Below are 25,206 nucleotides of genomic sequence, written 5' to 3'. Positions count from 1 at the left end.
CATGGTGAATTTGTTGGTGACATTCGGCGTTTTTCTGTTGGTGATTGGCTTGATGGCGATTGGTGTGATGTTCAAACGCAAAGCGATTCAAGGCAGTTGTGGTGGTTTAAATACCGTCGGGGTGGATAAAGTTTGCAACTGTGAAACTGCCTGCTCGGAACATAAGCTCTATCAAATTGCTGAACCGAAAGAACGTTAGTCAAAAGATGGCCGCGACGGTTGCTTGGCCAGCAAGCAATAAACGAAGAAGCCATTTACGTACAGACAATTTACAACGAAACAAATAAAAAGAAGCGATAAACAAGGGAGCGTGATGCTCCCTTGCGGTGTTGTTGGCTAAAAACGTCTACGGTGACTGAATTTTCCGTTTAGGACGTGGTTTCTTCACAGACTCTTTTTTGCACTGCTGGTGGGGCGGGCTCATAGTGGCTGAGCGACATGTTGAAGCTGCCTTCACCGCCGGTCAGTGCGCGCAGTTTTCTTGCATAGTCTTGCAGCTCATTGAGCGGCGATTTGCCTTTGATTAAAGTTAGGTTGTTCGCTTGTGGTTCTGTGCCCTCAATGAGGCCACGGTTGCCAGACAGATCGCCAGTCACATCCCCGACGTTATTGGTCGGAATGGTCAGCTCCAACTGAACAATCGGTTCCAATACAATCGGGTCTGCCTTCTTGACGGCATCGAGAAACGCCTTCTTACCTGCGATGACAAACGCGATCTCTTTAGAATCGACCGAGTGGTATTTGCCATCGTGTACCGTGACTTCAATGTCGCGAATAGGATTATTCGAAATCGCCCCTTCTTCAAGTGCTTGATGGATGCCTTTTTCAACCGCTGGAATCAATGAGGTTGGAATGGCTCCGCCTACTACTTTGTTGACGAATTTGAACCCCGCACCTCGCTCAAGGGGTTTCACACTGAGGTGTACTTCGCCAAACTGACCCGCACCACCACTTTGTTTTTTATGGCGATATTGCCCTTCAGCGGGTTTGGTGATGGTTTCAAAGTACTCAACGCTTGGCTGTTCGGTGTCTACCTCCAACTTGTATACGCTTGCCATTTTTTCCAAGGCAATTTTGAGGTGGAACTCGCCTTGTCCACTTAAAATGGTCTCATTGGTGCGCGCGCGATGCTCTAAGCGCAGCGAAGGGTCTTCACTAACAATACGATTTAGCACTTCGCCCAGTTTTTGCTCATCGCCACGTTTGGTGGGTTTGAGGCTTAAGCTGTACATCGGTTGGGGGAAATGAAGGGTTTTCAAGCTCACGTCATCTTCGTCATGTGAGTCGTGCACGATGGAATCAAACTCCAACTCGTCCACTTTAGCCAAGACGCAAAAATCGCCCGCTAACGCGCGTGAAATTTCCGTGCGCTGCTTACCTTGCAATTGATACAAATGGCCGACTTTAAACGCTTTATTGCTCTCGCCGACATAGAGTTGGCTACCTGCGTTGATCTCCCCTTGGAACACGCGTAAATACGCCAGTTTACCCATGTAAGGGTCCACGCTGATCTTGTAAACATGGGCGACAGTGTGTTCGAGGGTGTCGCAATTCACCTTGATCATCTTTCCGTTCTTTTGCAGTAACGGAGGGTTGCCTTCGTTGGGCATTGGCATTAATTCGGCTAAGGTGCGCAGCAGCAATTCAATGCCGGCACCGGTCTGTGCGGAGGCAAAACAGATTGGCACAACGTGCCCGGTACGTAACGCTTCTTCAAATGGATCGTGTAACTGCGCAGGGGTAAGTTCAGAGCCTTGTTCAAGGTAGAGCTCCATCAGTTCTTCATCCACTTCCACCACTTGGTCAATCAAGGTTTCATGGGTGGCTTCAACACTGCTTAGTAATGTCGCTTGTTGGTATTGAGGTTCAAAGAAACAGTCAACAACCTCGTTGCCATCGGCTGAAGGAAGGTTAATCGGCAAGCAGTTATGACCAAAGTGGTCTTGAATCTCATCCAACAGTTTCTCAAGTTGGTTACCGTGGTTGTCCAACTTATTGATGATGATCATCTGGCATTTTTTCTGCTGCTGAGCAAATTGGAACAGCTTGTCGGTCACTTGGGTCAGCGGCATTTGCGGATCCAGCACCAACACCGACGTTTCAACGGCGGGAAAGACACTCAAACTGCGACCGAGTAACTCGGACAATCCCGGAGTATCGATGATGTTTAGACGATGTTTTTGCCAGCTTAAAGCGACGGGAGTGGCTTCGATACTGTGCTGATATTGAATCGATTGGTCATCGAAATCGGTCACGGTATCGCCTTTTTCAATGGATCCAAGATGAGTGGTGGCGTCGCAAGCAAAAAGCAATTTTTCGATCAACGTGGTTTTACCGCTACCAGACTGACCCACAAACGCGATATTGCGAATTTTGTTGATAGGCATAGCGCCTCCTTGCAATAGAGAGGAAGAAGAGAAGGACGATAAATCTCATGATCAGGCGGGGTTACCGCCTGATCGTCTTCCAGGTCATTTTGCGCGGGGCTCCTTGCATTGCGACCTCATTAGTCGATGAGTACGGATTTCAGTGTGCACCCATATCCATAAATTTTATGTGACTTAATTCATGCTGGTGTAAATCGAACAAAGAGAAGCGGATTCGATGTCACAAATAAAACAAAAGAGGCCGTGAAGTGACCTCTTATCGGTGGGGAAGCGCTAAAAAAGATGTGACTGAATCACATTGGAGTGTGATCAGAGTGTTAACGTCATGAAGCAGCTGTTTGGGTCTTCCTGATAGTCGCCAAAAGGTGCGCAATACTCAAAACCAAATTTCTCGTAGAGGGCGCGAGCGGGGGCAAAAAAAGCCATCGTTCCAGTCTCTAAACTGATTTGCTGATAACCTTGCTGCTTGGCGTGCTCAATCAAATGCTGCAAAAGCGTGGAGGCCACCCCTTTGCCTCTGGCGGCGTGTGTGGTGCGCATGGATTTGAGTTCACCATGTTGGTGCGTAAGACGCTTCAATGCGGTGCAACCGAGTAAGGTTTCTTTTTGCCAGCCAGTCCAAAAGGTCACATCCGGATGTTGCAATGCACTTAAATCTAGGGCGTGGACACTCTCCGCTGGTGAGGTGGCATACATGTCTTGCAGATGTTCTTCGAGCAGCGTAATGACTTGTTTATGCTGTAAATTGTCAGTGGTAATAATCACCGTTATCGTCCTCAGTCAGTGCATGTTGCACTTGGTTTCTGCCTTCATGTTTGGCTCGATAAAGCGCTTTGTCCGCGATGAAGAGTGCGCGTTCAAAGTTGCTGCATTGCCATAACGTGGCACCAATACTCACGGTGACTTTCATATCATCCCCGAGCTCGAGTACGGAACCCAGTACCATCTCCGCACTTAGGCGGATACGCTCAGCAATAAGCAGGGTTTGTGCCAAATTTGCATCTGGCAACACTAAACAAAACTCTTCGCCCCCGACGCGGCCAAACAGATCTTGTTGGCGAATTTCTTGAGAAACTAACTGACAAAACGCTTTCAAAACCTTGTCGCCCGCAGCGTGGCCATATTCGTCATTGATGGTTTTGAAGTGATCCAAATCCATCATGCAGACCCCTATCTTGTCGTTGACTCTTCTTTGAATGTTGGCCGCTTCAATCAGAGCTCGGCGGTTCAACACGCCAGTTAATGAGTCTTGCTGTGCCAATACTGTGAGCTGCTGTTCTTTGCCTTTGATTGCCTCGGCCATATGGTAAAACGCGGCAAACAGCTCACCAATTTCATCTTTGCGTTCAAGCAACTCACCGCGAATGGATTTGCCTTTTTCCAGTGCTTTGGCTTGGCGACGCAGACGTTCAATGGGCACGCCGACATAACGTGCAAGGTAGAGTGTCAGCAGTAAAAAGATAATCAGCGCGGCGCCGACATAAGCGAGTACTTCGCGTAGAATATGCCGGTTTTCACTGTTCAACTCTTCAATATCGATGAACGCAAGCAAGCATAAGCCCAGCTCATGCTGTGCAACATTGAGCCCGCTGGCTCGGGTAAATCGATGTCCCCATGAGGGGCTAATGTAGATGTCTTGATTGATGAGAACGCCACCCAGATCGGGCCTGAGCCACGGTGAAGCTGTGGCGTTGGGGCCATACTCTTTGAGCGCCTCGGCATTAAGATATTTCGTCGGCATCAGCAAACGACGATTCAACTTAGTCATGATCGACACATCCACTTGGTTGATGTTGTCATTGACTAAGGTGCTTTTAATTTCAAAGATCTGATCTTCAATCAAGGTGCGATCGAGCACCGCCGTGTAGTAGCCTTTCAGTTCACCTGCGCAATCGACCAAAGGGCGTGAAAGAAAATAGGTCTCGCTGTCGAAAATGAGCCCTAACTGCGCGATATACTCAGCGGGCATTAAGCTGACCACGGGTCTGGGTAAACTTTTTATCGCTCTTAAGTTATTGAGTTTGTTACGTAACTCGCGACTCTCGATGGAGTTTTCTTCGCCGCGAGATTTGAGTTTTTGCAGTTTTTCATACACCAACTGCTCTTTGGCTTGATTGATGGGTTGATCGATAAGCCACTGCTGATAAGAGAGTGATAGCTGTTTTTTAGTGAACGCGTCGTAAGCGATCAACCCCGAAATGTCTTGGCGAAGAATATAGCGGTTGCTTTTGTTGGCGGAAAACACCGAATCGATGATGCTGCCTTTGGTGTCGGTTAACAGCAACATAGAAAAACCAGAAGCAAAGCTGATCGCATCCTCCATTCTCTCTGTCACTACATGCTCATCTTGGCACTGAGCAAGATGCGCACTGACCAGATCGAACTCCGAAAACCGGCGATCAATGTAGTGGCTGATCTCTTTTGCACCCTGTGCAATCGCCAGTTGGCTACTTTGACGGATATGTTCCACCATCAGGTTGATGCGCGCCTGATAATAGACATAGCCAAATATCGCCACAAATAAGGCGAGAGGAGACAGGATGAGGAACATCTTGAAACTGAGTCGATTCATTCGGTCGCGCTTCTTTGATCCTCAGGTTTAATGATGCCTAAGTTGCGAATCACATTGAGCTCGCCTTGTTGGAACTGAGCGAGGTACATCGGTAGATCAAAATGATGATCATTGCGCAAGTGAACGGCGTCTTCTCCGCTGTAGAGCGTCAATCCAGGTAAGTTGATCAATAACTGCTCCCCATCAACGCGGCCACTTTTTTCGATGGCAGCTTTGATTAAATAAATCAGATCGTAATGCGCTTTGCTTGAGTAGGTGACTACGGCATCTGCGCCGTGAAAGCGATGATAATTCTGCACAAACTCGCGGGCGACTGCGTTATCCAACCCGCTGAAAAAGTGCAGGGCGGTCATCACGCCTTGTAACGATTGTGAATCCACATTGCTTAGATAGGTTTCATCGGCCGCAAAAGCGACAACTTGAATCTCTCTTTCAAATTCAAACGCTTTCATCTGTTTGAGGAAGTTGAAACCATCACTGCCCGGCAAGATCAGCATCAGCACATTTGTCCCTGAGCGTTTAATGCGTTCCAGCACTGGGGTGTAATCTTTGACACCAAAGGCGGTAAACTCGATGCCGCTGATTTCGCCTTCCACTTTCTCGACTTCTTCGACAATGCGTTGAGACATGCGGTGTGGCCATATGTAGTCGTAACCGAAAATGTAGAAGGAACTGCCTACGTTTTCCGCTAAATAAGGGACAATCGGTGCAATATAGTGCTCAGGAATGGTGCTGTAACAGATGAGATAAGGGCTGAAGTGACGGCCTTCGTAGTCGATGCCATAAAACATAGGTGTGCGCAGCTCGGTGGCGATTTCACTCATCGCATAACGCGATGAACTGCTGACCGGGCCTAATAGTGCGAACACATCCTCATTGAGAATCAGCTCTCGACTGTATTTGACCGTCTTGGCGGGGTCCGTTGCATTGTCTCTGATCACCAGCTCAAGTGGACGCCCCAAGACACCACCTTTGGCATTAATCTGTTCAACTGCAAGCTCGGCGCCTCTGACGGCTTGCTCACCATACACAGCAAAGGTGCCAGTCAAAGGCAGCACCGCACCAATTTTTATCGGGGTTTGTGGTTGGGAGCAGCTTACAAGGCTAACGGCCAGCAGTGGCAGTATGATCGGCAGCAAATAAGATCGAAGTTTGCCCATATTGTGTGTCCTTTTCGTCAATGAGCGATATCCCTGTCCACGTTTAGCCACTGACGTTGAGTCGCGTGCTATGCGCAGCTGAGCATGAACGTTTACTTATTGCCTTCTGTACGTCGTTCCTCGTGGTTTGGGAATTTTATTGTTGTTTTTATCACTAATTATAAGGGGATGTGCTCTGTAAAGGCGAGCCCGTTTTTTGCACAGAGCTTGGTATAAAGTTCTAAACCAAACACTTACTATGAGAATAGCGTGTTTTATGCCTGTTGGCGGTTTTTGACGGTGAAATGGAACGAAGTTGGTATTGAATTCTCTTTTCTTACGTTAATGACTGACAGAAATGGACAGAATGCGTCGAATCACCTCGTCTTCGCTGACCTTTGGATTGCGGAAAAAGCGGAAGATTTCCGAGTTAATGGCTTGTTGTGCGACGGTATTAGCAGCCGTTTAGTCATGCGTTTTAACTTGCCAGCTCCTGACTCTCCCCCTGTTTGCTTTGTCTGGTAAGCTCCGCCAACCTCGTTTGAGGTTGGCTTTTTTGCTATTCGTGCACCAGTTCTCGCGTTAAAGGCCGACTGGTCAACACAAATAAACAGACAGAAGCAACCAGCATGACCAGTGTCGCAACGAGGAAGCCCAGCTGCGTTTGGTCTTGCTGAGCCAAAAACGCGATTAATAGGTAACTTAAGCTCTGTACCAATGTTGAAAACATGGCCAGCCCTCCGTCAACACGCCCTCTCTGTTCAATGGCCACGGTGTGATGCATCCAGTTCGTGCGAGTAATTCGGTTGAGTGCATTGAAAAACCCAAAAAGAAACGTCAGTACAATCAACGCCAAAGGCGTGGTGGCGAGTGCCATGCCCGCGAGTGCAAACGTCAGTGCCACCATCGCCCATAATAACGTTTTTGGGTAATTGCCTTTGGCCAATAATCGATGAATGGACAACCCCGTGAGCAGTGAGCCTAAGCCGAAAGCAATGCTGTAGCTGGCGAACCAATGTCCTGCGACTTGGTTTTCCGCGAACCAGATCGGTACCAACTTACCCAAATAGGTGACGATGGGATAGGAAAGGCAAGAGAGAAAAATGATGGCGAAGAAACGTGGTTGCGCCGAGAAAATCACGCGACTCTCCACCACTTGATGCCAAAATTTACCGGATTTTGCGGCGCGAAGTTGTCGGTGATAAGGCGTTAACGTGTAGCTAATGGCGGCGATAAACGATGCACTGGCGGCAAACAGCGCAAATTCCAACAATCCCCAATGTTCTAGCAACACTACCCCTAAGCCGCCGGCGCCCAGGGTGGTGGCTTGCAATACAATTTCTTGTTTTCCCGCAATGCTGGCGTATTCGTGCTGCTGATAATTTTCCTGAGTAAAGGCGTTATTGGTGCTCCATGCCAAATTACTTGAGAGCCAGAAGATCAGTTGTGCACCTGCCAGTAGCCAAGGGGAGTGCCATCCCCACTGGCTCGCTAGGGCAACAACGAGTGCGGTCAGCACCTGTAACCATTGATTGAAGAGTAGAATGGTTTTGCGAGAGTGGCGATCAATCAACGTAGCGAAAAAGGGGGTGATCACAAAAGAGAGCGCTGTACACACAAGAGCGGTTAGTGCGACAAACGTGCCCATGTCGGGTGTTTGTAGCATCATCCATGGCAACGCCATCATAAACAGTCCCGATGAGATCCCATCAAAAAAGAGGCCGGTGAGGTAAGGCAAGGTCCGATTGCGTGTTGCAGGTGGCATATTCATTATTTTCTCCATGTCGACTGACGTATTTGTTGCTACTCTAAAAGCTCAACTTAACTTGAGGTAAAGCGTTTTTTTGCTCAAATTCGACAAAGAGACAGCCTCATAACTCGCAAGGAAGCAAAATGGACATCAGCGTAGGTGAAGTGGCGAAACGATCGGGAGTGAAAGTGTCGACGTTGCACTTTTATGAACAGAAAGGGCTGATCACCAGTTGGCGCAATCCAGGCAATCAAAGACGCTATCATCGCAGTGTGTTACGTCGTATTGCGGTGATCAAAGCGGCTCAGCAGGTCGGGCTGTCACTAGAAGAGATTACCCAAGCGTTAGAAGGGCTCCCTAAGCATCAAGCGCCGACAAAAGCGCAGTGGGAAACCATGGCAACGGGCTGGCATGCAATGCTAGAGCATCGGATTTTGCAACTGAAAGCGTTGCAGAGCGATTTGGGTGGTTGCATTGGCTGTGGTTGTTTGTCTCTTGAAAGCTGCAATTTACGCAATCCCCAAGATGAAAAAGCGGCTAATCATCAGGGGGAATCGTTACTGACAAACCCAGAGGATGAGGATTTTACCGCGATTGTTAGCCAGCTATAAGCTATCAAGACGCTCTAAATACGCGTTTGCGGTGGCAAGAATACGCGCTTTCTCGTCGTCGGCTTGGTTTTGCCAATTTTTCACCATCAGAGCCATGCGAGGATTACGCAAGAAGCGGTTTTGATGTCGGTCGATGAAATGCCAATAAAGGCTATTCATGGGGCAAGCATCTTGGCCACTGCGCTGTTTGACGTGGTAATGGCACTGTTTGCAGTAATCACTCATTTTATTGATGTAAGCGCCGCTGGCAGCATAGGGCTTGGTGCCCACGATGCCGCCATCAGCGTGCAAAGCCATCCCCCTTGTATTGGGCATTTCTACCCACTCAATCGCATCGATATAGATGCCAAGATACCATTGCTCCACTTCGTCAGGGTCACAACCCGCAAGTAGTGCAAAATTACCCGTCACCATCAGGCGCTGAATGTGATGTGCGTAGGCAAAGGTCAGTGATTGTGAGATGGCTGCGTGCATGCAAGCCATATTAGTCTCACCGGTCCAAAAATAGGAGGGCAATGTGCGCTTGGCTTGCAGTGCATTGAGTGTGGCGTAGTGTGGCATCTGGCTCCAGTAAATCCCGCGAACATACTCACGCCAACCTAATATCTGTCGCACAAACCCCTCTATTTGCGCCAGAGAAATGCCGTCTTGATTGTGTCGATAAGACGAGATCGCGGTGTTGATCACTTCTGTAGGAGAGATCAATTTGCTGTTTAAGGCAAAGGAGAGGCGGCTGTGATAGAGGCTCCAAGAGGCCGTATGTTGGTGGGTCATGGCATCTTGAAATCGGCCAAAATAGGGTAGGCAGATTTGGCAAAAGTGTGCCAGTAACGTCAATGCTTGTGAGCGATTGACTGGCCAGAGTAGCGGTGTTTGTGCTTCTCCAATACAATCCACCTGGTGTCGCTCTAGCCGCTGAAGAATGGTGTCAACAGGATTGGCAAACATCAGCGGTGTTGGGAGTGCATCTCGATCCTTGTCCGAGAGTTTGTTTCGATTGTCGGCGTCGTAGTTCCATTTTCCACCCAACGGTTTTTTCTGCTCATCCAACAAGACGTTGTGTTGCTTTCTCATCTGGCGGTAAAAATGCTCCATCAAAGGTGGTTTCGCTTGGGCAAATCGCGCTTCGATTTCATCAAAAGGAAGAATGAAGTGTTCGCTATCGACACAGGTAATGGTTGTACCTAGTATGGATAGATTATGGAGTTGTTGTAAAAGACGATATTCGTCAGGACGTTGATATTCAAAATGAGTAATTTGGTGTTGCTGGCAGAGAGCTGTAATCCATTCAGTCAGTGTGGTTCGTTGGCACGACTCATCAAGATCGATGTAGCGGACAAGATGACCTTGTTGTTGCAGAGTCTGCGAAAAATGCGCCATTGCCGCAAAGAAAGCACACACTTTTTGCACGTGATGGCGAACATAAACGGTTTCTTGTTTGAGTTCGATGATCAGATATAAGGTGTCATCGCTCACGTGATCGAACCAAGAGTGCTGTGCATTAAGTTGGTCGCCTAAAATGAGTCGTAGCCGAGTGAATGTCATCTTCTCCTCGCGAGTGTGTTTTTGCTGTTGTATACGATTTGCTGTTGCATACGAACCGTGGCGGAAAACGATCAAACTGGCGCTGTGCTCAATTCGGCAGTGTTTTGCAATACTCTCTCGGAGAGAGTCCAAAGCGCTGGCGAAAGCGTTGACTGAATTTATCTGGCGATTGGTATCCGCACATCAATGACAACTCTGCGGTTTTACGATGGCCTTGCTGCATCAGGCTTAGTGCATGGCTAAGCCGTACTTTTGACAACACTTCACGATATTGAGTGCCTTCCTCTTTTAAGCGGCGGATCAAGGTCGCTTTGCTGATGGCGAAGTGCTGACAAGCGTCTTCAATTTGATGATCTTTACTCGGCTGTTGGGCAATAAACTCGCTCAGTTTTTGCTCAAAGCTTTGGCCTTGTGGCGCAAACATCAAATGCAGCACCCCTCGTTCTGCCAATTGCTGATAGAGGCCGTACAGCCAGAACGTGAGTGTCTCTGCACTCAAATCGCCAAGCGGCAGTCCGGCGAGCAAATTCAGCGTATGGTTGAGGGCTTTATCACAGCGAACCACAGGGTGATGAAGGGTGAGATGTGGCGTTGTCGTGCCATTACGTTCACTCAGCGACAGCATTTCTGATGTGGGTGGTAGAGAGAAACAAAATTGGCGAGATGAAAACTGTCCTGCTTGAGGAAGATTCTCGAAATGGAGCGCGTGGTTGGCACGGCACAGTAGCAGGCTGTGAGCATCAATATCCAAGGTGGTTTCTTGCCAATAAAGGCGCTTACTGCCAGTGGTAATTTGGATAATGCTGGGAGTGAGAATCGCCACATTGCGCAATGCTTGCGTGTGAACACCACGGTAGTAGGCAAGTTGCATCAATGATTTCATTGTCACTCCCATACGAATTATCGAACGTAAGTTGCGGTTAACGTTGCTTTATCTAACGCCATCGCGTTGAGCATAAAACCCACTAGAGCGGGTGAGCTGTTGCTATCTAAGTCTAACTTGGCTTCAGGTAATGCCCAAACGGTAAATTGATAGCGGTGCATGCCATCACCCTCTGGCGGACAAACGCCGCCGAATCCTTTTGCGCCATAGTCGTTACGGATCTCCGTTGCGCCTACTTTCTTAAGGTCAACGCCACGCGGTAATTCCGATACATTGGCTGGGATGTCAATGGTAGACCAATGCCACCAACCACTGCCTGTTGGGGCATCTGGGTCGTACGCGGTGATGGCAAAACTTTTGGTGCCTTTAGGCGCGTTCTGCCAGCTCAGTTGAGGGGAAAGGTTATCGCCGCTACAACCGAATCCTGTAAATTCAAAAGTTTTCGCCATACGTTGCCCTTCCATAATGTCATGGCTAGTGAGGCTAAAATCGCCAGCATAGCTGGTGGATGCGGCAACAGAGCTAAGCAGTAGTAGTGCGATAGATGAGTATTTCATGCTGATGTTCTCCTAATGGTGTATGAGAACCATTGTAAGAACCTCAGGATAGTTTTCTCGCTCGAAAGTGTCACTGTTTTTGATATTTACTTGGAAATGATTCTTTTGGTCTGTTTTTGTGGTTTTTATGTCACGGTGTGATGTCGCATCGTTTGACGCTCACACGGCATGCGGAGTATCAATGCGAGCTAAAACAACCCCTCTGCTTGTAAGCGAAGTAGTTCTTTAAGTGCGGTCTTATCTGCCTCGGTCGCTGGGGCGAAGTCAGTGACCTTGCTCCAAAAGACAGTGTCCGCTTCGTGGCTTTGGATCTCACCTTGCCATTGGGTTACCACATAATAGTGCAGCAGCTGAAGCTCAGAGGTTGGATGGTAGAGCGAACAGAGATAGTGATACGTCAACGCATCGACGCCAAGTTCTTCGCGGATCTCTCTTAGCAGAGTCTCTGTTTGGCTTTCTCCCTTTTCCATATGCCCGCCGGGAATGGCAACCATATCGGGATCGCAAGATTTCTCTTTGCTACGTTGCTCAAGCAATACCTTGTCTTGATCGATGAATAAAAAGGAGACGCATGGGTGTACAGGGGGCATGTTTTTACTCATTGCTGCGGTTGTTACAAGCTCTGTAATAACAGAGAGTCGAAGGCTTATAAAAACAGAGAAATGGCGAAACGACGAAAAGTTTGTTGTTAAACTGTGCGGCTTTTCACTGTGTTTGTGAGGCAATGAGTTTCGATCAAGCTCTGTAATGCGTCAACATTAAAGGGTTTTGCGAGAATATCGTCAAAACCCGCCTGTCGATACTTTTTCTCATCCTCTTCAAACACGTTTGCCGTTACCGCTATGATTATCGCCCCTTTGGCGAGTTGCTCTGCTTGAATCACTTTCATCGCTTGCAAGCCATCCATCACTGGCATTTGAATGTCCATCAACACCAAGTCGTAGACTTGTTTTCTCATCCGTGCTAAGGCTTCTTCACCGTTATTGGCCATATCGGGAACAATGCCTAAGCGAGCCAGAAAGTGCGTCGCGACCAACTGATTAATATGAACATCTTCTACCAGCAAGACCTGCAAATCCAAGTAGGTTTTGTGAGGCATGGTGATGGTGGCTAACGATGGGGTAGGCTTGCCAAGGAGCAGTTCATACATTCGATAAGAAACATACGGCTTACTGAGGTACTCCACTTTTGCACTGCTTTCGAGATTCTGCTGCTGTTCGATATCGGTGATCACCAGCAGTTTTCGCCCCCCAGCCTCCTCGTATAAGGTGGGAAGAATATTCGCGATAAGACGTTGATTGTGATGGTAATACACAAAATAAGACTCGGTATGATCCGCCAATAAAGCCAATCGGTTCACATCGTGTTGGATAGTGCTGTAATACTCACTGCCATCATTATGGACCAAAATATCACTCGGACATGGTGGTTTGGGTTCAAAATGCGGTGCATGCAATAGGGGCAGAGTTAAGGACAAGGTCACGTGGGTGCCTCGATTGAGTTCGCTTTCTATGCGTAATGTGCCTTGCATGAGATTGGTCAGTTTTTGGCAAATCGCCAACCCGAGCCCCGTGCCGCCGTATTTTCGTGTGGTTGAATCGTCGGCTTGGACAAACTCGTCAAACACCTTTTGCAACTGCGCTTCTGAAATGCCAATGCCAGTGTCAGACACGCAGATTTGCAGCACCGAGTTAGGGCCACGATTTTGCACGGTGAACGCTACTTTAATCTGCCCTTCATGAGTGAATTTGATCGCGTTTGAACAGAGATTGCTGATGATTTGGAACAGGCGCAGTGGATCGCCGTAGAAAATCATGTCGCAATCTTGAGGTGTGATGATAAAGCTCTCTACCCCCGGTGTCTGGGTTCGCTCGTGAAACAACACGCGAGTGTCATCAACAATGTCTTTCAGTGAGAATTCCACTTGTTCCAATGTCAGCTTGCCAGAGTCGATTTTGCTGATGTCCAAAATATCGTTCATCAAAGCAAGCAGATGTTTGCCCGAGCGATGGATCAGATCGATGTACTCGCGAATTTGTTCGCTGGCATTGAGATAATGGTCGGTGTCGCTTAAACCGATGATGGCATTCAGTGGAGTGCGTACTTCGTGAGAAATGTTGGCGAGAAATTTGGATTTGGTTTCTGCACTCGCCTCGGCGGCGCGCTTCGCTTCTTGCATATCGAGGGATTGCTGTTGCGTAAAACGAGTGAGCCGCACTTGATCGATATAGAGTTTGAAGACTAGCGCAATGATCAAAATAGAAACAAAGAGAATAGCCAAGTAGTACCAATGCTGTTGATGATAAAACTGCTCTCGGGTCAGTAGGAAGTCACTCTGATTGTGTTCAACCTGCAAAATAACTTCAGAGGTGTAGGTGTTCCAGCGGTCATAGAGCGCGTCGATTTCGCTAATTAAACTTGGCATCACGGCTTCAGCTGAAGTCACCTCTTTTAAGGCGGCGACTCGGGAGGTCAATTGATGTAGCCCTTGGGTCATGGCATCCAGTTGCGCAAAATCACCGTAATCAGAATGAAGCTCAATGGTGGCGTGACTTCTCAGATCATTTTCAATGCTCGCACGCATAATGCGTGTACGGATTTGCGTTTTCTGCAAGTTGGCAGCAGACGGTTCGACTAAAAAATCTTGCAGCGAACTTTTGATGTGCAGCAGCTTGGTTTTTGCGCCTAAATTGTTGTTCACGATCGACACATACGGCGCCATCGCTTGGCTGGTCATGTTTTGATAGGAAAAAAAGGCGGCGGCGATAAGGAAAAACAGTGCGCTACCTAGCGTCACTAGGAGAATAGCAAGGATGGGTAACTTACTGTTCTGCTTCATTAATTTCCTCATTCCACTTTGATTTCACGGACTTGCCAAACGGAGCGATTGTAGTAAAGGTCAAAGCGTAACTCCGGGTTGTCACTAAAGGGATACACCACAAATAGCGGGCCTTTATCGTCAATCGTCATGACTTTGCCATTTTCGTGCGTGGCGAGGATCACGGGGTAATTGGTCACATCCTCGATTGGAATAGTGGCGACGTAATCATCCCACGCCAATACAATCAACTCGCTGCCTTTTGCACCGACATAACTCAGTAGATCCGACAGCCGTGGGCCTTGGTATTGATAAACGGAGGCGACAACATGATTGTCAGTTTGAATGGTCACTTGCTCAAAAGAAGCGAGCGTTTCTCTATCAAGCACAAAGCCATCCGGAGAGTTGCGGTTGTCAATGTTGCCACTAATGGTCAGTAAAACTTCACCCTGGGGAGGAGGGTAAATTTGTGCCAAACACAATGTTGGGAGCAGAGCGAGTATCCCGATTAGCCAAGCAAATTTCATTGTCATCTCCAGCGATGCATAAACCATTCATACCTTTGAAAATAGGTTATAAAAAGCCGCCTTTCAAACCGACTCTGGTGCTTATTGAACGAGAAAATGCCCAAAGTCATGGTGGCATCAGCGTGAAGATGCGTTTGGCAAATATGACCAAAAGTGAGCGATATTCGCGCCAATTATTTTCATTTTGAATGCTTTATTTTGTAAGTAATTGAAAAATAGATAAATAACATTTGGCACAAAAATTGTTACAAAAAGGGAATTTCAAGGTATTTACGCTGTCTATCTTTTGAGTTTTTGATATGAATCTTGCCTATTGAAGTGTGTTCGGCAAGTGGATTTGAGATCGAATCGAAGAGAGAAACGTAAAACATAACAATACCTCGCTGGCGTGACGTTTTAGCGAGGTAAATAAAACACAGAATAAGGATGCTCATGTTACACAATGTCGCTCGTTGGATTTTGCCTGTCGCCCTGTTGGGGGGCGGATACGTTGCTTATCAAGCCATCGCTGCATCGGGGCCGGAAACAGACGATAAAAAAGAGGCTGTGGCCGAAACCATTGTCGAAACGGCCCCACTGTTCCCAACGGAACACAAGGTGATGATCACCAGTCATGGCGAGTTGGTGCCTTTTGAAACGACCCGTTTGTCTGCGCAAGTCTCTGGTGAGGTGGTGTCTTGGCACCCGAACTTTGTTACGGGGGGAATTGTAAAGCGTGGAGAGGTGCTGTTTTCCATTGAATCGGATAACTACCAAGCGGCTGTGTTACAAGCCGAAGCGGAGTTAGCGTCGGCAAAAGCGGCGTTGATCGAGGAAAAAGCGAAAGCGAAAGTTGCTGAGCGCCAAGCCAAAAACCTGAACGACAAACAAGTGTCTGATCTCTATTTGCGTAAGCCACAATTGCTCAGCGCGGAAGCCCAGGTGAAATCGGCACTGGCATCGCTCAAACGAGCAGAGCGCGATCTGGAAAACTGTAAGGTGGTCGCCCCGTACGACGCGTTAGTCGTCTCACGACAAATAGGGGTTGGCCAATTTATTTCCGCAGGCAGTGAAGTTGCGCTACTCAACAATATTGAAGCGGCTGAAATTCACATTCCTATTGCTGGCTTTGACAGTGCTTTCTTGCCTGAAAAACTGTCGAACATTCGTGCCACCATTCGTTTGCAGGGGCTTCGCCAAGTCGAACGAGAGGGCAACATTGACCGTGACTTAGCGATGATTGATTCCGCCACACGCATGATCAACGTTGTGGTTCGTATTGATGACCCGTATGGCATTAATTCGCAAAAGCCGGCGATCAAGTTCGGCTCCTACGTGGAGGTGCAATTTGCAGGCAAAGAGCTCAAACACATCTATCGCTTGCCGCAAGAACTGGTTAGCAACCGCACGGTTTGGGTCGTGAACGAGGAAAACCAGCTCTATCCAAGAACCGTCAATGTATTGCGTTCAGAAGGTGAATTTGTCCTGATTTCAGAGGGTATTGAGCAGAGCGATAAACTGGTGCTCACGGTGCCGGAATATCCACAAAAAGGCATGTCGGTAAAGCTCTCTCAGGCAAAAAACGCTGACGCAGCAAATCAAGGCTAAAGGAGCGCAGGATGGAATCTAACCAACAGCGCGGCCTGATCAGCTATTTCGCGCACAACTCAGTGGCGGCCAACCTACTGATGGTGTTCATCATCATCATGGGGATCGTCAGTTTCTTTTTCATTCAACGTCAGATGTTTCCGAACATTGAAGTGAATTACATCAACGTTAGCGCTAGCTATCCGGGTGCTTCTCCTCAAGAGATTGAAGAGAGCATTTTGCTCAAGATGGAAGAGTCACTCAAAGACGTGACGGGTATCAAGCAAGCCGTTTCTACCGCCTCGCGCGGCAACGCGCATATCTCATTGGAGATCAACGTCAAAGCCGACATCAAAGAGGTGTTGGATGATGTGAAACAGAGAATCAGCACCATTGCGAGCTTTCCGAAAGGCATGGAGCCCGTCAACATCTATCAATATGAGTTTCGCCAAGATGTGATTGAACTGTCGTTAGTTGGAGATCGGCCATTGGAAGAGCTCAAACCGATCGCGAAGAAGATCGAAGATGAGCTGCTGCAATTGCAAAACGTCATGCTGGTGGAATTGAGTGCGCCAGAAGAGGAAATTGCGATTGAAGTGGATCCGCTCGTGCTGCGCAAATATGACCTGACCTTAAACGACGTAACTAACGCGATTCGCCGCTATTCCGCGAACTACTCCGCGGGTGAAGTGAGCACGAGCGCTGGCATGATTGCCGTGAGGATTGAAAACCAGTACTACAAAGGGGAAGAGTTTCGCAATATTCCCGTCAAGTTAGGCGCCAATGGCGCGAAAGTCTTACTGCAAGACATTGCGACCATAAAAGATGGCTTTACCGAAGCTGAGCGTTACTTCCAGTTTTCGGGGCAAAATGCGATTTATTTGTCGGTGAAGGCGACCAAAGATCAGGACATGATCCCAGTCGCTGAATCGGTCAAAGCTTACATTGCGCATAAAAATGAGCTGCTACCCGATGATTTGCAAATCAAAACACTGGTCGACATGACTTATTACTTGCAAGGGCGTTTGGACATGATGCTGAAAAACCTCCTGCAAGGGGCCGTTTTAGTTGCCATCATGTTGAGTATTTTCTTGCGTGTGCGCTTAGCGTTGTGGGTAATGATTGGCTTGCCCGTTTGTTTCCTTGGCGCGGTGATGGTGATGCCTTTTATTGGCGTGACGATCAACATCGTTTCACTGTTTGCCTTCATTATGGTGCTGGGCATTGTGGTGGATGATGCGATTGTCATAGGCGAAAGCGCCTACAGTGAAATCGAGAAAAAAGGCGGTGGCGTTGACAATGTCATCACTGGGGTGAAAAAGGTGGCAACACCCGCGACTTTTGGCGTCCTCACCACCATTGCGGTGTTCGCCCCATTTTTGATGTCATCAGGCCCTGAGCGCGCGTTTTTTGTCGGCATTGCGGCGGTTGTGATGCTCTGCCTTATTTTCAGCTTGATTGAGTCTAAATTGATTCTTCCGGCTCACTTAGCGCACACCAAATTTAGCCCCATCAAACCAGATGGCTGGCGTGCTCGCTTCAATACACGTTTCTTTGGTTTCGTGAATGGGCCTTACCAGCGCTTTGTGCGCAAATGCACTCATTGGCGTTGGAGTGTGATGGCGTTTTTTGTGGTTTTATTGGTGATCAGTGTTGGTTTGGTCACTTCCAATCATGTTCGCATCATCATGAACCCGAAAGTGCCGACGGATTTTCCTGCGGTGACGGTGAAAATGAACGACAACGTTTCCAGTGAGCAGACCATTGACGCGTTGAAACAGATTGAGCGAGTGATCAACGAGGTTGAAGAGGAGACCATCGCGCAACATGGACGTGGCATGATACGCGACATGCTTTCATACAACCGAGGACGCACCGAAGGGCGCATAGTCGTGCCCTTGGTGGATGAAGAGCTTCGCCCATTTAATACCTTTGAACTTTCAAGAATGTGGCGTGAAAAACTGCCCACTCTCGCGGGGGTAAAAAGCCTCACTATTCGTGATGCCACCAACAGTGGCGATGATGGTGATGAGTTTGGCTATCGCCTCTTTGGCACGGATATTGAGCAGCTCAATGCGGCAGGGCGTTACCTGATCACGCGTTTGCAGGAGCAAAATGGCCTGTTTGATATCTCCTCAAGCATTGATTCAGGAAGTAAAGAAGTACTGCTCTCTCTGGCTCCTGTGGCTTATGACTTGGGCTTAGATCTCACCATGATTGCTGAACAAGTTGGTGGCAGTTTTTATGGCGGCGAAGCACAACGTTTTATCCGCGATGGAGAAGAGCTGAAGGTGATGGTGCGTTATCCGAAATTGACGCGTGAGGCGTTTGCCTCACTTCGTTACGCGGTGATCACCACGCCCACTGGCAAGAAAGTGATGCTCGGTGATGTCGTGACCATTGATGAGCAGCCGGGCGTGAGCAGTATTCGTCGTGAGCAAGGCTACAAAACCGTTTATGTTTACGGCTCCATCGATGAGGAAGTGGTCGAGCCAAACGAAGTGGTGAAAACCGTACGGGAGTCGTTATTGCCTGAATTGAAAGAGAAATTCCCTGGCGTCCGAACGGAGCTTGGTGGCAGCATTGAGGAACAGCAAGCGCAGCGTAATGAGCAGATCATTTTCTTTGTCGCGGGGATGATCATTGTTTATATCTTGCTGGCAGTACCACTGAAGAGTTATACGCAGCCGTTAATAGTGATGTCGGTTATTCCGTTTAGTCTCACTGGGGCCATTTGGGGTCATTACTGGTTGGGTCTCGATATCAGTATGATGTCCACCTTCGGCCTCATTGCGGCTGCGGGGGTCGTGATCAATGATTCTCTGGTCATGACGGATTATGTTAACCAAGTGCGCCGTGAAGGAATGTCGATCAAAGATGCGGTGGTGCAGGCGGGTTGCGCACGTTTTCGCGCGATCACACTGACCTCGATCACCACCTTTGTTGGGGTGTTACCGATCATGTTCGAAACCAGCTTGCAGGCGAGATTTGTCATTCCAATGGCTGTCGCTCTGGGGTTTGCTGTGCTCTTTGCTACCTTGCTGACGCTGGTGTTAGTGCCATGTCTTTACTTGATCTTGGAAGACATTAAACATCTGCTCGGCAAAGTATGGCGTGGTCTCTGCTATCCATGGCGACGCTTCTCCTCACTGCGTAAAGCGAACGCTTAAGGCTGATTTATCATTATCCCATGCCGCTTACGAGCGGCATTTTTTATGCCTTGCGTTTTACGGTGAGCACAAAGTGACAACAGCCTCTACGCTTTAGATAGCACCACAAAAAAGATCATCAGCATGTGAATCAGCAGGTAGAACACTTTGTGAGCATCACCGATGCAAAAGTGAGTTGGAAACAATTGGTAAAATTTGCACACAGTTTGTAAATTTCGCCAACGCTTCGATTGATTGATATTTTGCATAACTGTAAGTGATTGATATGTATCATTTATAAAATTGGCACGCATAGTGCAATCTAGAATGCAGTTGGTAATAAAAATCCAAAGCGTGAGGAAATAAATATGAAACGTTCAATTCTCTTCGTTCCTAGTCTGATTGCAATCCTTGCAGCATCGTCCGTAGTACAGGCTAATTCCCTTGAAACAACTCAATGGAGTGAAGAACTGAAATACGATATGAGTGCCATGAAACAAGAAGCGATCGTCAGCATTAACCAAGAGAATGCAAAAGCGATTGAAGAGCGTGACGCTAAACTCGTGAAGCACATTAAAGAAGAACAAGAACAGTTAGTGCACATTAAGTGTCAGAAAGTGGATCAAACTAAGTCGTAATGGAATTGGTTGCTCTTCTCCTCTAATGTAATGCGTTTTTGTAAGACGTAAATGTTTGAGGTACAGGCAAAAAGAAAGCCCACGTATAGGCTGTTACGTGGGCAAAAAGGGCACCATATTTGGTGTGTCTATTCATTTTGGAGATGGTCGCCAAAAAATCCATTTTGTTCCTGTCAAGAAGCTTTCAAGGGATTGGACGCTTCGAATCAGTCTGACCAGCGCTGTGTAAAGTAACACCTTTGTTACCTTTGTTAAAATGTAAATTCAGTAATCATAGATTCCAGAATTGTTGAAATTATGCTTACTTTATATGTGGATTTTACGTTTAATCATACGAATATCATGTTCATATTTTTCAATTTATTTTCATTTTTAATGAAAAGTGCACATTAACTTGCGCGCATTTTGTCTCTTGCGACGCGTGAAGATGGCAATTCATTAACATTGTTAACTATTTCTGGTCAGCGCGAGATTGCAACTATAAACTTCGCCTGTGAATGCTAACCCAAATGGATGTGACATGGTTTTGAACGCGCTTAGAGTGCTACTCCTCGTTATTGGCTTTTTTTCTCCTATTGTTCAAGCGATCCCGAGCAGTTTATTGCTCAATATGACGGAAGAGGCGAGCAGCGCTCCGGCCGCAACAGACGCAAATCTGACTTTGCCTTATCAGTATAAAGACCCTTTACAGCGTGATACGCCCCGTGGTGCTCTAAATGGTTTTTTGGTGGCCGCTTATGCGCAAGATTATGCGAAAGCCGCAAAATACCTTGATATGCGTTACTTACCTTCTCATCTGAATCCTCAGCAAGGGGCGGAGTATGCTCGGCAGCTGCATGCGATAATTGAGCGCAATGTCTGGATCAACTTACAAGACATCAGTGATTCGCCTGCGGGTGCCGATGATGATTTTTTGCCTGAGTATCGTGACTCTTTTGGCGTGATCACCATTAAAGACGCCGAAATTACCTTGTTGTTGCAGCAAGTACCGAGCAAAAGCCTAGGAAAAATTTGGAAAGTGTCGAACGCGACTGTCACCATGGTTCCCAAATTATATGAAGAGTTGGGTTATGGGCCTCTGAGTGAATGGTTCATCGACAACGTGCCACGTGGGTACCTTTTCAAACTGAATCTGTGGGAGATTGCGCTGCTTTCGGCTTATCTTGGCGCCTCCTTTTTAGTCATCACGCCATTTGCCCTGCTCGCGAGCTGGCTTGTTCGCCGCAGTAAAATGAAGATGAAAGATGATCTGGCTAATTTGTTGTCCGGGCCTTTACTGTTTTTCCTTGCACTAGGGTTGGATCACTCTCTGCTCTCAAACACCACCTTAACCGTGACAGCGCGCGAGCTAATCGATAATGGGTATCTCTTTTTCCTCGCCAGTTTGTGGCTAGGTTGGGCGTTGATTGGTCTGCTGCAATACGTGATGCGTGAGCGGCTAATCGACAAAGGCAACAAGCAAAGCGCAGCGATGGTCAGGCCATTTCTCACTTTCTTCCGCATTATCTTGTTGGTGTTTGCGGTACTGTCATGGATGGAATACCACGGCTTCAATGCAACGGCGTTGTTGGCTGGTATGGGGGTTGGTGGCGTGGCACTGGCGCTGGCATCGAAACAGTCATTAGAGAACTTCATTGGCACCATGACGCTCTACTCTGCGGCGCCAGTGAAAGTGGGGAACCTGTGTAGCTTTGGAGGCATCCGAGGCACCGTTGAAGAGATTGGTTTACGCTGCACCCGAGTGCGTACTATTGACCGCACAGTGATTCACGTGCCCAACGCAAAACTGGCGGAAATGGAGATCGAAAACATCTCCGAGCGAGAGAAAATTCGCTTTAAAACCGATATTCGTTTGGATTACTGCACCACTACAGCACAGTTGAAAACCATCATTGAAGAGATCAAAGCGCTGCTGGAAAATCACGAAAAAGTGGATAAAAAACCATTGCGAGTCACCTTTCGAGGCTTTGGTGCACATGGGTTGGAAATCAACGTGTTTGCCTACATTGGCAGCAAAAGTTTGCCCGTCTACCAAGTGGCTGCGCAGGAGCTACACTTAGGCATAATGGAAATTGTAGAGAACAATGGTTCTCGTATTGTGCCTGCCACGTTTGAGGCACAAGCGCTGCCTTAGTTTTTGTTCGCAATAGAGCTTATTGAGGGAGCTCAATAAGCTCGTTGGAGACTGCATCGGTGTCGATTCACTATCAACTTCATCCCAATTCTGCTCAGTTGCTTGAGGCACAAGCTCATCTGAACACCTTGCCGAACGCGAAGCGACTGATGACCCCCATTAATCTTGCTCACGATTACTGCGTGGCAGTGGCGCTGGATGGTGAACAAGTGATTGCTGTTGCGACGATCAAAACTCTGACTCAGCCAACCATCGGTGAAATTGGCCATTTGTATGTCTTACCTGAGTATCAGGGGCGAGGCATTGCCAAGCGCCTGACTCAAATGCGCATCGATTATGCCCGTGAGCAAGGTTTATCACTGTTATACGCAGTGATCAAACCGGAGAACTTGGCGTCGAACCAAAACTTAATGAAGTTGGGATTCGAACACTTTGGGCGCTTCTCTAACCTGCGAAATAGCGGACTTTGCTTTGATTGGTACTATTTAGCGCTCAGCCATGAGCTTGACACGCTTGCCGTCATGTCGTCATTAACCCACCCTCGTCAACGTCTCTCACACTGAATCATCACTGTTTTCATCACAGAGTGTGCCACGCCTTTAAGATTGCAACTGGTCATCATAAAAATGCCATCAGATGCTCACGCATTTGTCATAAATTCCCGCTACGGTAGCGTCATTTTCTCATTGATAAGGATATTTATATGGCTCATCTATTTCCACGCTCGTTGCTGCGACAAAGTGTCACGGCGGCGATGTTTTTGGGGGCTTCATTGACCACGTTCGCGAGTGCAGCAGAAAGGTCTAGCACCACCGAAAGCTTTAAGCGTATTGCCAGTTTTGCCGTGGCAGACAACCTACCTGCGGGGTTTGATAAGCAAAAAACAACGTCTGCGGAAATTATTACGGTAACACCTGATGGCAACACGCTGATCTATTCTGACAGCCCACTGGGTGGCATCGGTTTTATCGATATTAAGCAAGCCAATCAGCCCAAAGCGGCGGGTTTTCTCTCTCTCAACGGTGAGCCTACCTCGGTGGCTGCGTTTGATAATTGGGTCATCGCTGGCGTGAATACCTCGAAAAGTTATACGCAACCTTCTGGTTACTTAGCGGTGGTATCTGTGAACAGCCGTAAAATCACCGACCAGTGTGATTTAGGTGGTCAGCCAGATTCGGTGGCCGTGTCGAAAGATGGTCAGTTTATTGCAGTAGCGATCGAAAACGAACGCGACGAGGAGCTGAACGATGGTGCTCTGCCACAACTGCCAGCAGGTTATTTGGTCGTCTTGCAGACTAAACAAGGTAAACCAGATTGCCAAAGCGCCAAACGCGTTGAATTGACGGGCTTAGCGACCATTGGTGCTGATGATCCGGAACCCGAATTTGTTGCATTTAACGATGCCAACCAAATCGCCGTCACTTTGCAAGAGAACAACCATATGGTGATCGTTGATGCGGCGAGCGCAAAAGTGCTTAATCATTTCTCCGCAGGCAGTGTGGATCTTACCCAGATTGATGTGAAGAAAGAGGGGGCGCTGACCTTCACGGGTGAGCAAAAAGGCGTACACCGCGAGCCGGATGCGGTGAAATGGTTAGACAACGAGCGCTTAGTGATTGCCAACGAAGGTGATTATCAGGGCGGGGCGCGTGGTTTTACCATCTTTAACCAGCGTGGCGATGTGTTATTCGAAAGTGGCGCATCGTTTGAGCATCAAGTGATACGTGCGGGCCATTATCCTGAAAAACGTTCTGGTAAAAAAGGCATTGAACCAGAAGGGTTGGAGGTCGCGACCTTTAACGGCCAGCGTTATATCTTCGTGCTCTCCGAGCGGGGTTCGGTAGTGGGCGTGTATAAAGACACTGGGCGTGAACCGCAGTGGTTACAGTTGTTGCCTTCAGGTATTGCGCCAGAATCCGCCATTGCCATTCCGCAGCGCAATCTATTGGTGACCGCCAATGAAGCCGATTTGGTGGAAGACGGCAGCGCTCGATCTCATGTGATGATCTATCAATTATCGTCAGGGGTGGCCAATTATCCGCAAATTGTCTCAGCCAATGACAAAAATAACGCGCCAATTGGTTGGGGAGCATTATCTGGGCTGGTGGCGGATAGCCAAAAGGCCGCGACTTTCTACGCAGTGAATGACAGCTTTTACTCTGCTCAGCCAACCATCTTCACGATTGATGCTTTTGCTCAGCCTGCAGTGATTAGGCAGGCATTAAGAGTGACGGAGAATGGAAAAGCAGCCAAAAAACTCGACCTCGAAGGGATCACCACCGATGGAAAGGGCGGCTTCTGGTTAGCTTCTGAAGGCAATGAGAAAAAAGCGATTCCACACGCACTGGTGCATGTTAACGCGCAGGGGGAAGTGATGGAGCGAGTATTGTTCCCTCAAGAGCTACTCAAGCACCAAACGCGCTATGGCGCAGAAGGCATTACACGCGTTGACGATGTATTGTGGATTGCGTTGCAGCGACCGTGGAAAGATGATGCGAAAAACACCACTAAATTGCTGAGCTATAACACTAAAACTCGCCAGTGGGGCGCAGTGAGTTATCCGCTAGAGCAGAGTGATAAAGGCTGGGTCGGCTTGTCTGAAATTACTGCGTATCAAGGCAACCTCTATGTCATTGAACGTGATAATCAGCTTGGTAAGCAGGCGAAGATCAAACGTTTGTACCGTGTCTCACTCACCGATCTTAAGCCAGTAGAACTTGGTTCTCCTTTGCCTGTCGTACAAAAAGAAATGGTGTACGATTTTCTGCCGCATTTCAAAGCCAACAAGGGATATGTCACAGATAAAATTGAAGGCTTCGCGATTGATGTGAATGGCCACGGCTACGCGGTAACTGACAATGATGGTGTGGATGACAGCAGTGGTGAGACGCTATTTTTCAAACTGACCAAGACGTTCAACTAACCCAATA

At 48.0% G+C, this 25,206-nt stretch carries 20 protein-coding genes; 9 read left to right on the top strand and 11 right to left on the bottom strand.

The annotated features are described in order from the left end of the window. Position 1 precedes the first annotated feature (1 nt). On the top strand, positions 2-199 hold the full coding sequence (gene nqrM / locus VV1_RS19505) for a (Na+)-NQR maturation NqrM (RefSeq protein WP_011081850.1): 198 nt from the start codon (positions 2-4) through the stop codon (positions 197-199). 169 nt (positions 200-368) lie between these two features. Here the strand turns inward: nqrM and fusA are convergent, their stop codons facing one another. The 4 genes from fusA to VV1_RS19485 form a co-directional block, all read right to left on the bottom strand. After that, the gene (gene fusA, locus VV1_RS19500) at positions 369-2,387 is read right to left on the bottom strand and encodes an elongation factor G (RefSeq protein ID WP_011081849.1); all 2,019 of its coding nucleotides are present in this window, start codon (positions 2,385-2,387) and stop codon (positions 369-371) included. Between the two features lie 309 nt (positions 2,388-2,696). Then, positions 2,697-3,152 (bottom strand): GNAT family N-acetyltransferase, encoded by a 456-nt coding sequence (locus tag VV1_RS19495; RefSeq protein WP_011081848.1) that lies wholly within the window; start codon positions 3,150-3,152, stop codon positions 2,697-2,699. Further along, positions 3,136-4,959 carry a GGDEF domain-containing protein gene (locus tag VV1_RS19490; protein WP_011081847.1) on the bottom strand — a complete coding sequence of 608 codons (1,824 nt, stop codon included), beginning with the start codon at positions 4,957-4,959 and terminating at the stop codon, positions 3,136-3,138. The genes VV1_RS19495 and VV1_RS19490 overlap by 17 nt, the downstream gene beginning before the upstream one ends. Further along, complete coding sequence (locus VV1_RS19485; RefSeq protein WP_011081846.1) at positions 4,956-6,119, bottom strand: substrate-binding protein; 1,164 nt, start codon at positions 6,117-6,119, stop codon at positions 4,956-4,958. The genes VV1_RS19490 and VV1_RS19485 overlap by 4 nt, the downstream gene beginning before the upstream one ends. Before the next feature lie 279 nt (positions 6,120-6,398). Here VV1_RS19485 and VV1_RS19480 point away from each other — a divergent pair, with 279 nt between their 5' ends. Beyond that, entirely contained in the window at positions 6,399-6,623 is a 225-nt protein-coding gene (locus VV1_RS19480) for a hypothetical protein (protein WP_162470223.1), read from the top strand. A gap of 34 nt (positions 6,624-6,657) precedes the next feature. Here VV1_RS19480 and VV1_RS19475 read toward each other — a convergent pair whose 3' ends face one another. Beyond that, positions 6,658-7,881, bottom strand: coding sequence for an MFS transporter (locus VV1_RS19475; protein ID WP_043921175.1), 1,224 nt, complete (start codon positions 7,879-7,881; stop codon positions 6,658-6,660). Positions 7,882-7,991: 110 nt separating this feature from the next. Here VV1_RS19475 and soxR point away from each other — a divergent pair, with 110 nt between their 5' ends. Next, positions 7,992-8,459, top strand: a complete 468-nt coding sequence (gene soxR / locus VV1_RS19470; RefSeq protein WP_011081844.1) for a redox-sensitive transcriptional activator SoxR — start codon at positions 7,992-7,994, stop codon at positions 8,457-8,459. On the opposite strand, the gene VV1_RS19465 is transcribed toward soxR, so the two are convergent. The 6 genes from VV1_RS19465 to VV1_RS19440 form a co-directional block, all read right to left on the bottom strand. Continuing rightward, entirely contained in the window at positions 8,454-10,004 is a 1,551-nt protein-coding gene (locus VV1_RS19465; RefSeq protein ID WP_011081843.1) for a cryptochrome/photolyase family protein, read from the bottom strand. The genes soxR and VV1_RS19465 overlap by 6 nt on opposite strands. Before the next feature lie 88 nt (positions 10,005-10,092). After that, positions 10,093-10,887 (bottom strand): helix-turn-helix transcriptional regulator, encoded by a 795-nt coding sequence (locus VV1_RS19460; protein WP_411039783.1) that lies wholly within the window; start codon positions 10,885-10,887, stop codon positions 10,093-10,095. Between the two features lie 17 nt (positions 10,888-10,904). Continuing rightward, positions 10,905-11,444, bottom strand: coding sequence for a YbhB/YbcL family Raf kinase inhibitor-like protein (locus VV1_RS19455; protein ID WP_011081841.1), 540 nt, complete (start codon positions 11,442-11,444; stop codon positions 10,905-10,907). A 188-nt stretch (positions 11,445-11,632) separates the two neighbouring features. Beyond that, on the bottom strand, positions 11,633-12,034 hold the full coding sequence (locus tag VV1_RS19450; protein WP_011081840.1) for an NUDIX hydrolase: 402 nt from the start codon (positions 12,032-12,034) through the stop codon (positions 11,633-11,635). Positions 12,035-12,132: 98 nt separating this feature from the next. Next, positions 12,133-14,283 (bottom strand): ATP-binding protein, encoded by a 2,151-nt coding sequence (locus VV1_RS19445; RefSeq protein WP_011081839.1) that lies wholly within the window; start codon positions 14,281-14,283, stop codon positions 12,133-12,135. A gap of 8 nt (positions 14,284-14,291) precedes the next feature. Next, the gene (locus tag VV1_RS19440) at positions 14,292-14,816 is read right to left on the bottom strand and encodes a putative pterin-binding protein (RefSeq protein WP_011081838.1); all 525 of its coding nucleotides are present in this window, start codon (positions 14,814-14,816) and stop codon (positions 14,292-14,294) included. A 399-nt stretch (positions 14,817-15,215) separates the two neighbouring features. Here VV1_RS19440 and VV1_RS19435 point away from each other — a divergent pair, with 399 nt between their 5' ends. From VV1_RS19435 to VV1_RS19410, 6 genes are all read left to right on the top strand, one after another. Continuing rightward, positions 15,216-16,376, top strand: coding sequence for an efflux RND transporter periplasmic adaptor subunit (locus VV1_RS19435; protein ID WP_011081837.1), 1,161 nt, complete (start codon positions 15,216-15,218; stop codon positions 16,374-16,376). An 11-nt stretch (positions 16,377-16,387) separates the two neighbouring features. Next, positions 16,388-19,525 carry an efflux RND transporter permease subunit gene (locus tag VV1_RS19430; RefSeq protein WP_011081836.1) on the top strand — a complete coding sequence of 1,046 codons (3,138 nt, stop codon included), beginning with the start codon at positions 16,388-16,390 and terminating at the stop codon, positions 19,523-19,525. Between the two features lie 347 nt (positions 19,526-19,872). Then, entirely contained in the window at positions 19,873-20,142 is a 270-nt protein-coding gene (locus VV1_RS19425) for a hypothetical protein (protein WP_011081835.1), read from the top strand. A 520-nt stretch (positions 20,143-20,662) separates the two neighbouring features. Beyond that, entirely contained in the window at positions 20,663-22,276 is a 1,614-nt protein-coding gene (locus VV1_RS19420) for a mechanosensitive ion channel family protein (protein ID WP_043877587.1), read from the top strand. 59 nt (positions 22,277-22,335) lie between these two features. After that, positions 22,336-22,839: a GNAT family N-acetyltransferase gene (locus VV1_RS19415; RefSeq protein WP_043921174.1), complete on the top strand. Its 504-nt coding sequence runs from the start codon at positions 22,336-22,338 to the stop codon at positions 22,837-22,839. 140 nt (positions 22,840-22,979) lie between these two features. After that, positions 22,980-25,199, top strand: coding sequence for an esterase-like activity of phytase family protein (locus tag VV1_RS19410; RefSeq protein WP_011081832.1), 2,220 nt, complete (start codon positions 22,980-22,982; stop codon positions 25,197-25,199). Positions 25,200-25,206 lie beyond the last annotated feature (7 nt).

Source organism: Vibrio vulnificus CMCP6 (assembly GCF_000039765.1).
Lineage (GTDB): Bacteria > Pseudomonadota > Gammaproteobacteria > Enterobacterales > Vibrionaceae > Vibrio > Vibrio vulnificus_B.
This window is presented reverse-complemented; position numbering and strand designations above follow the sequence as displayed.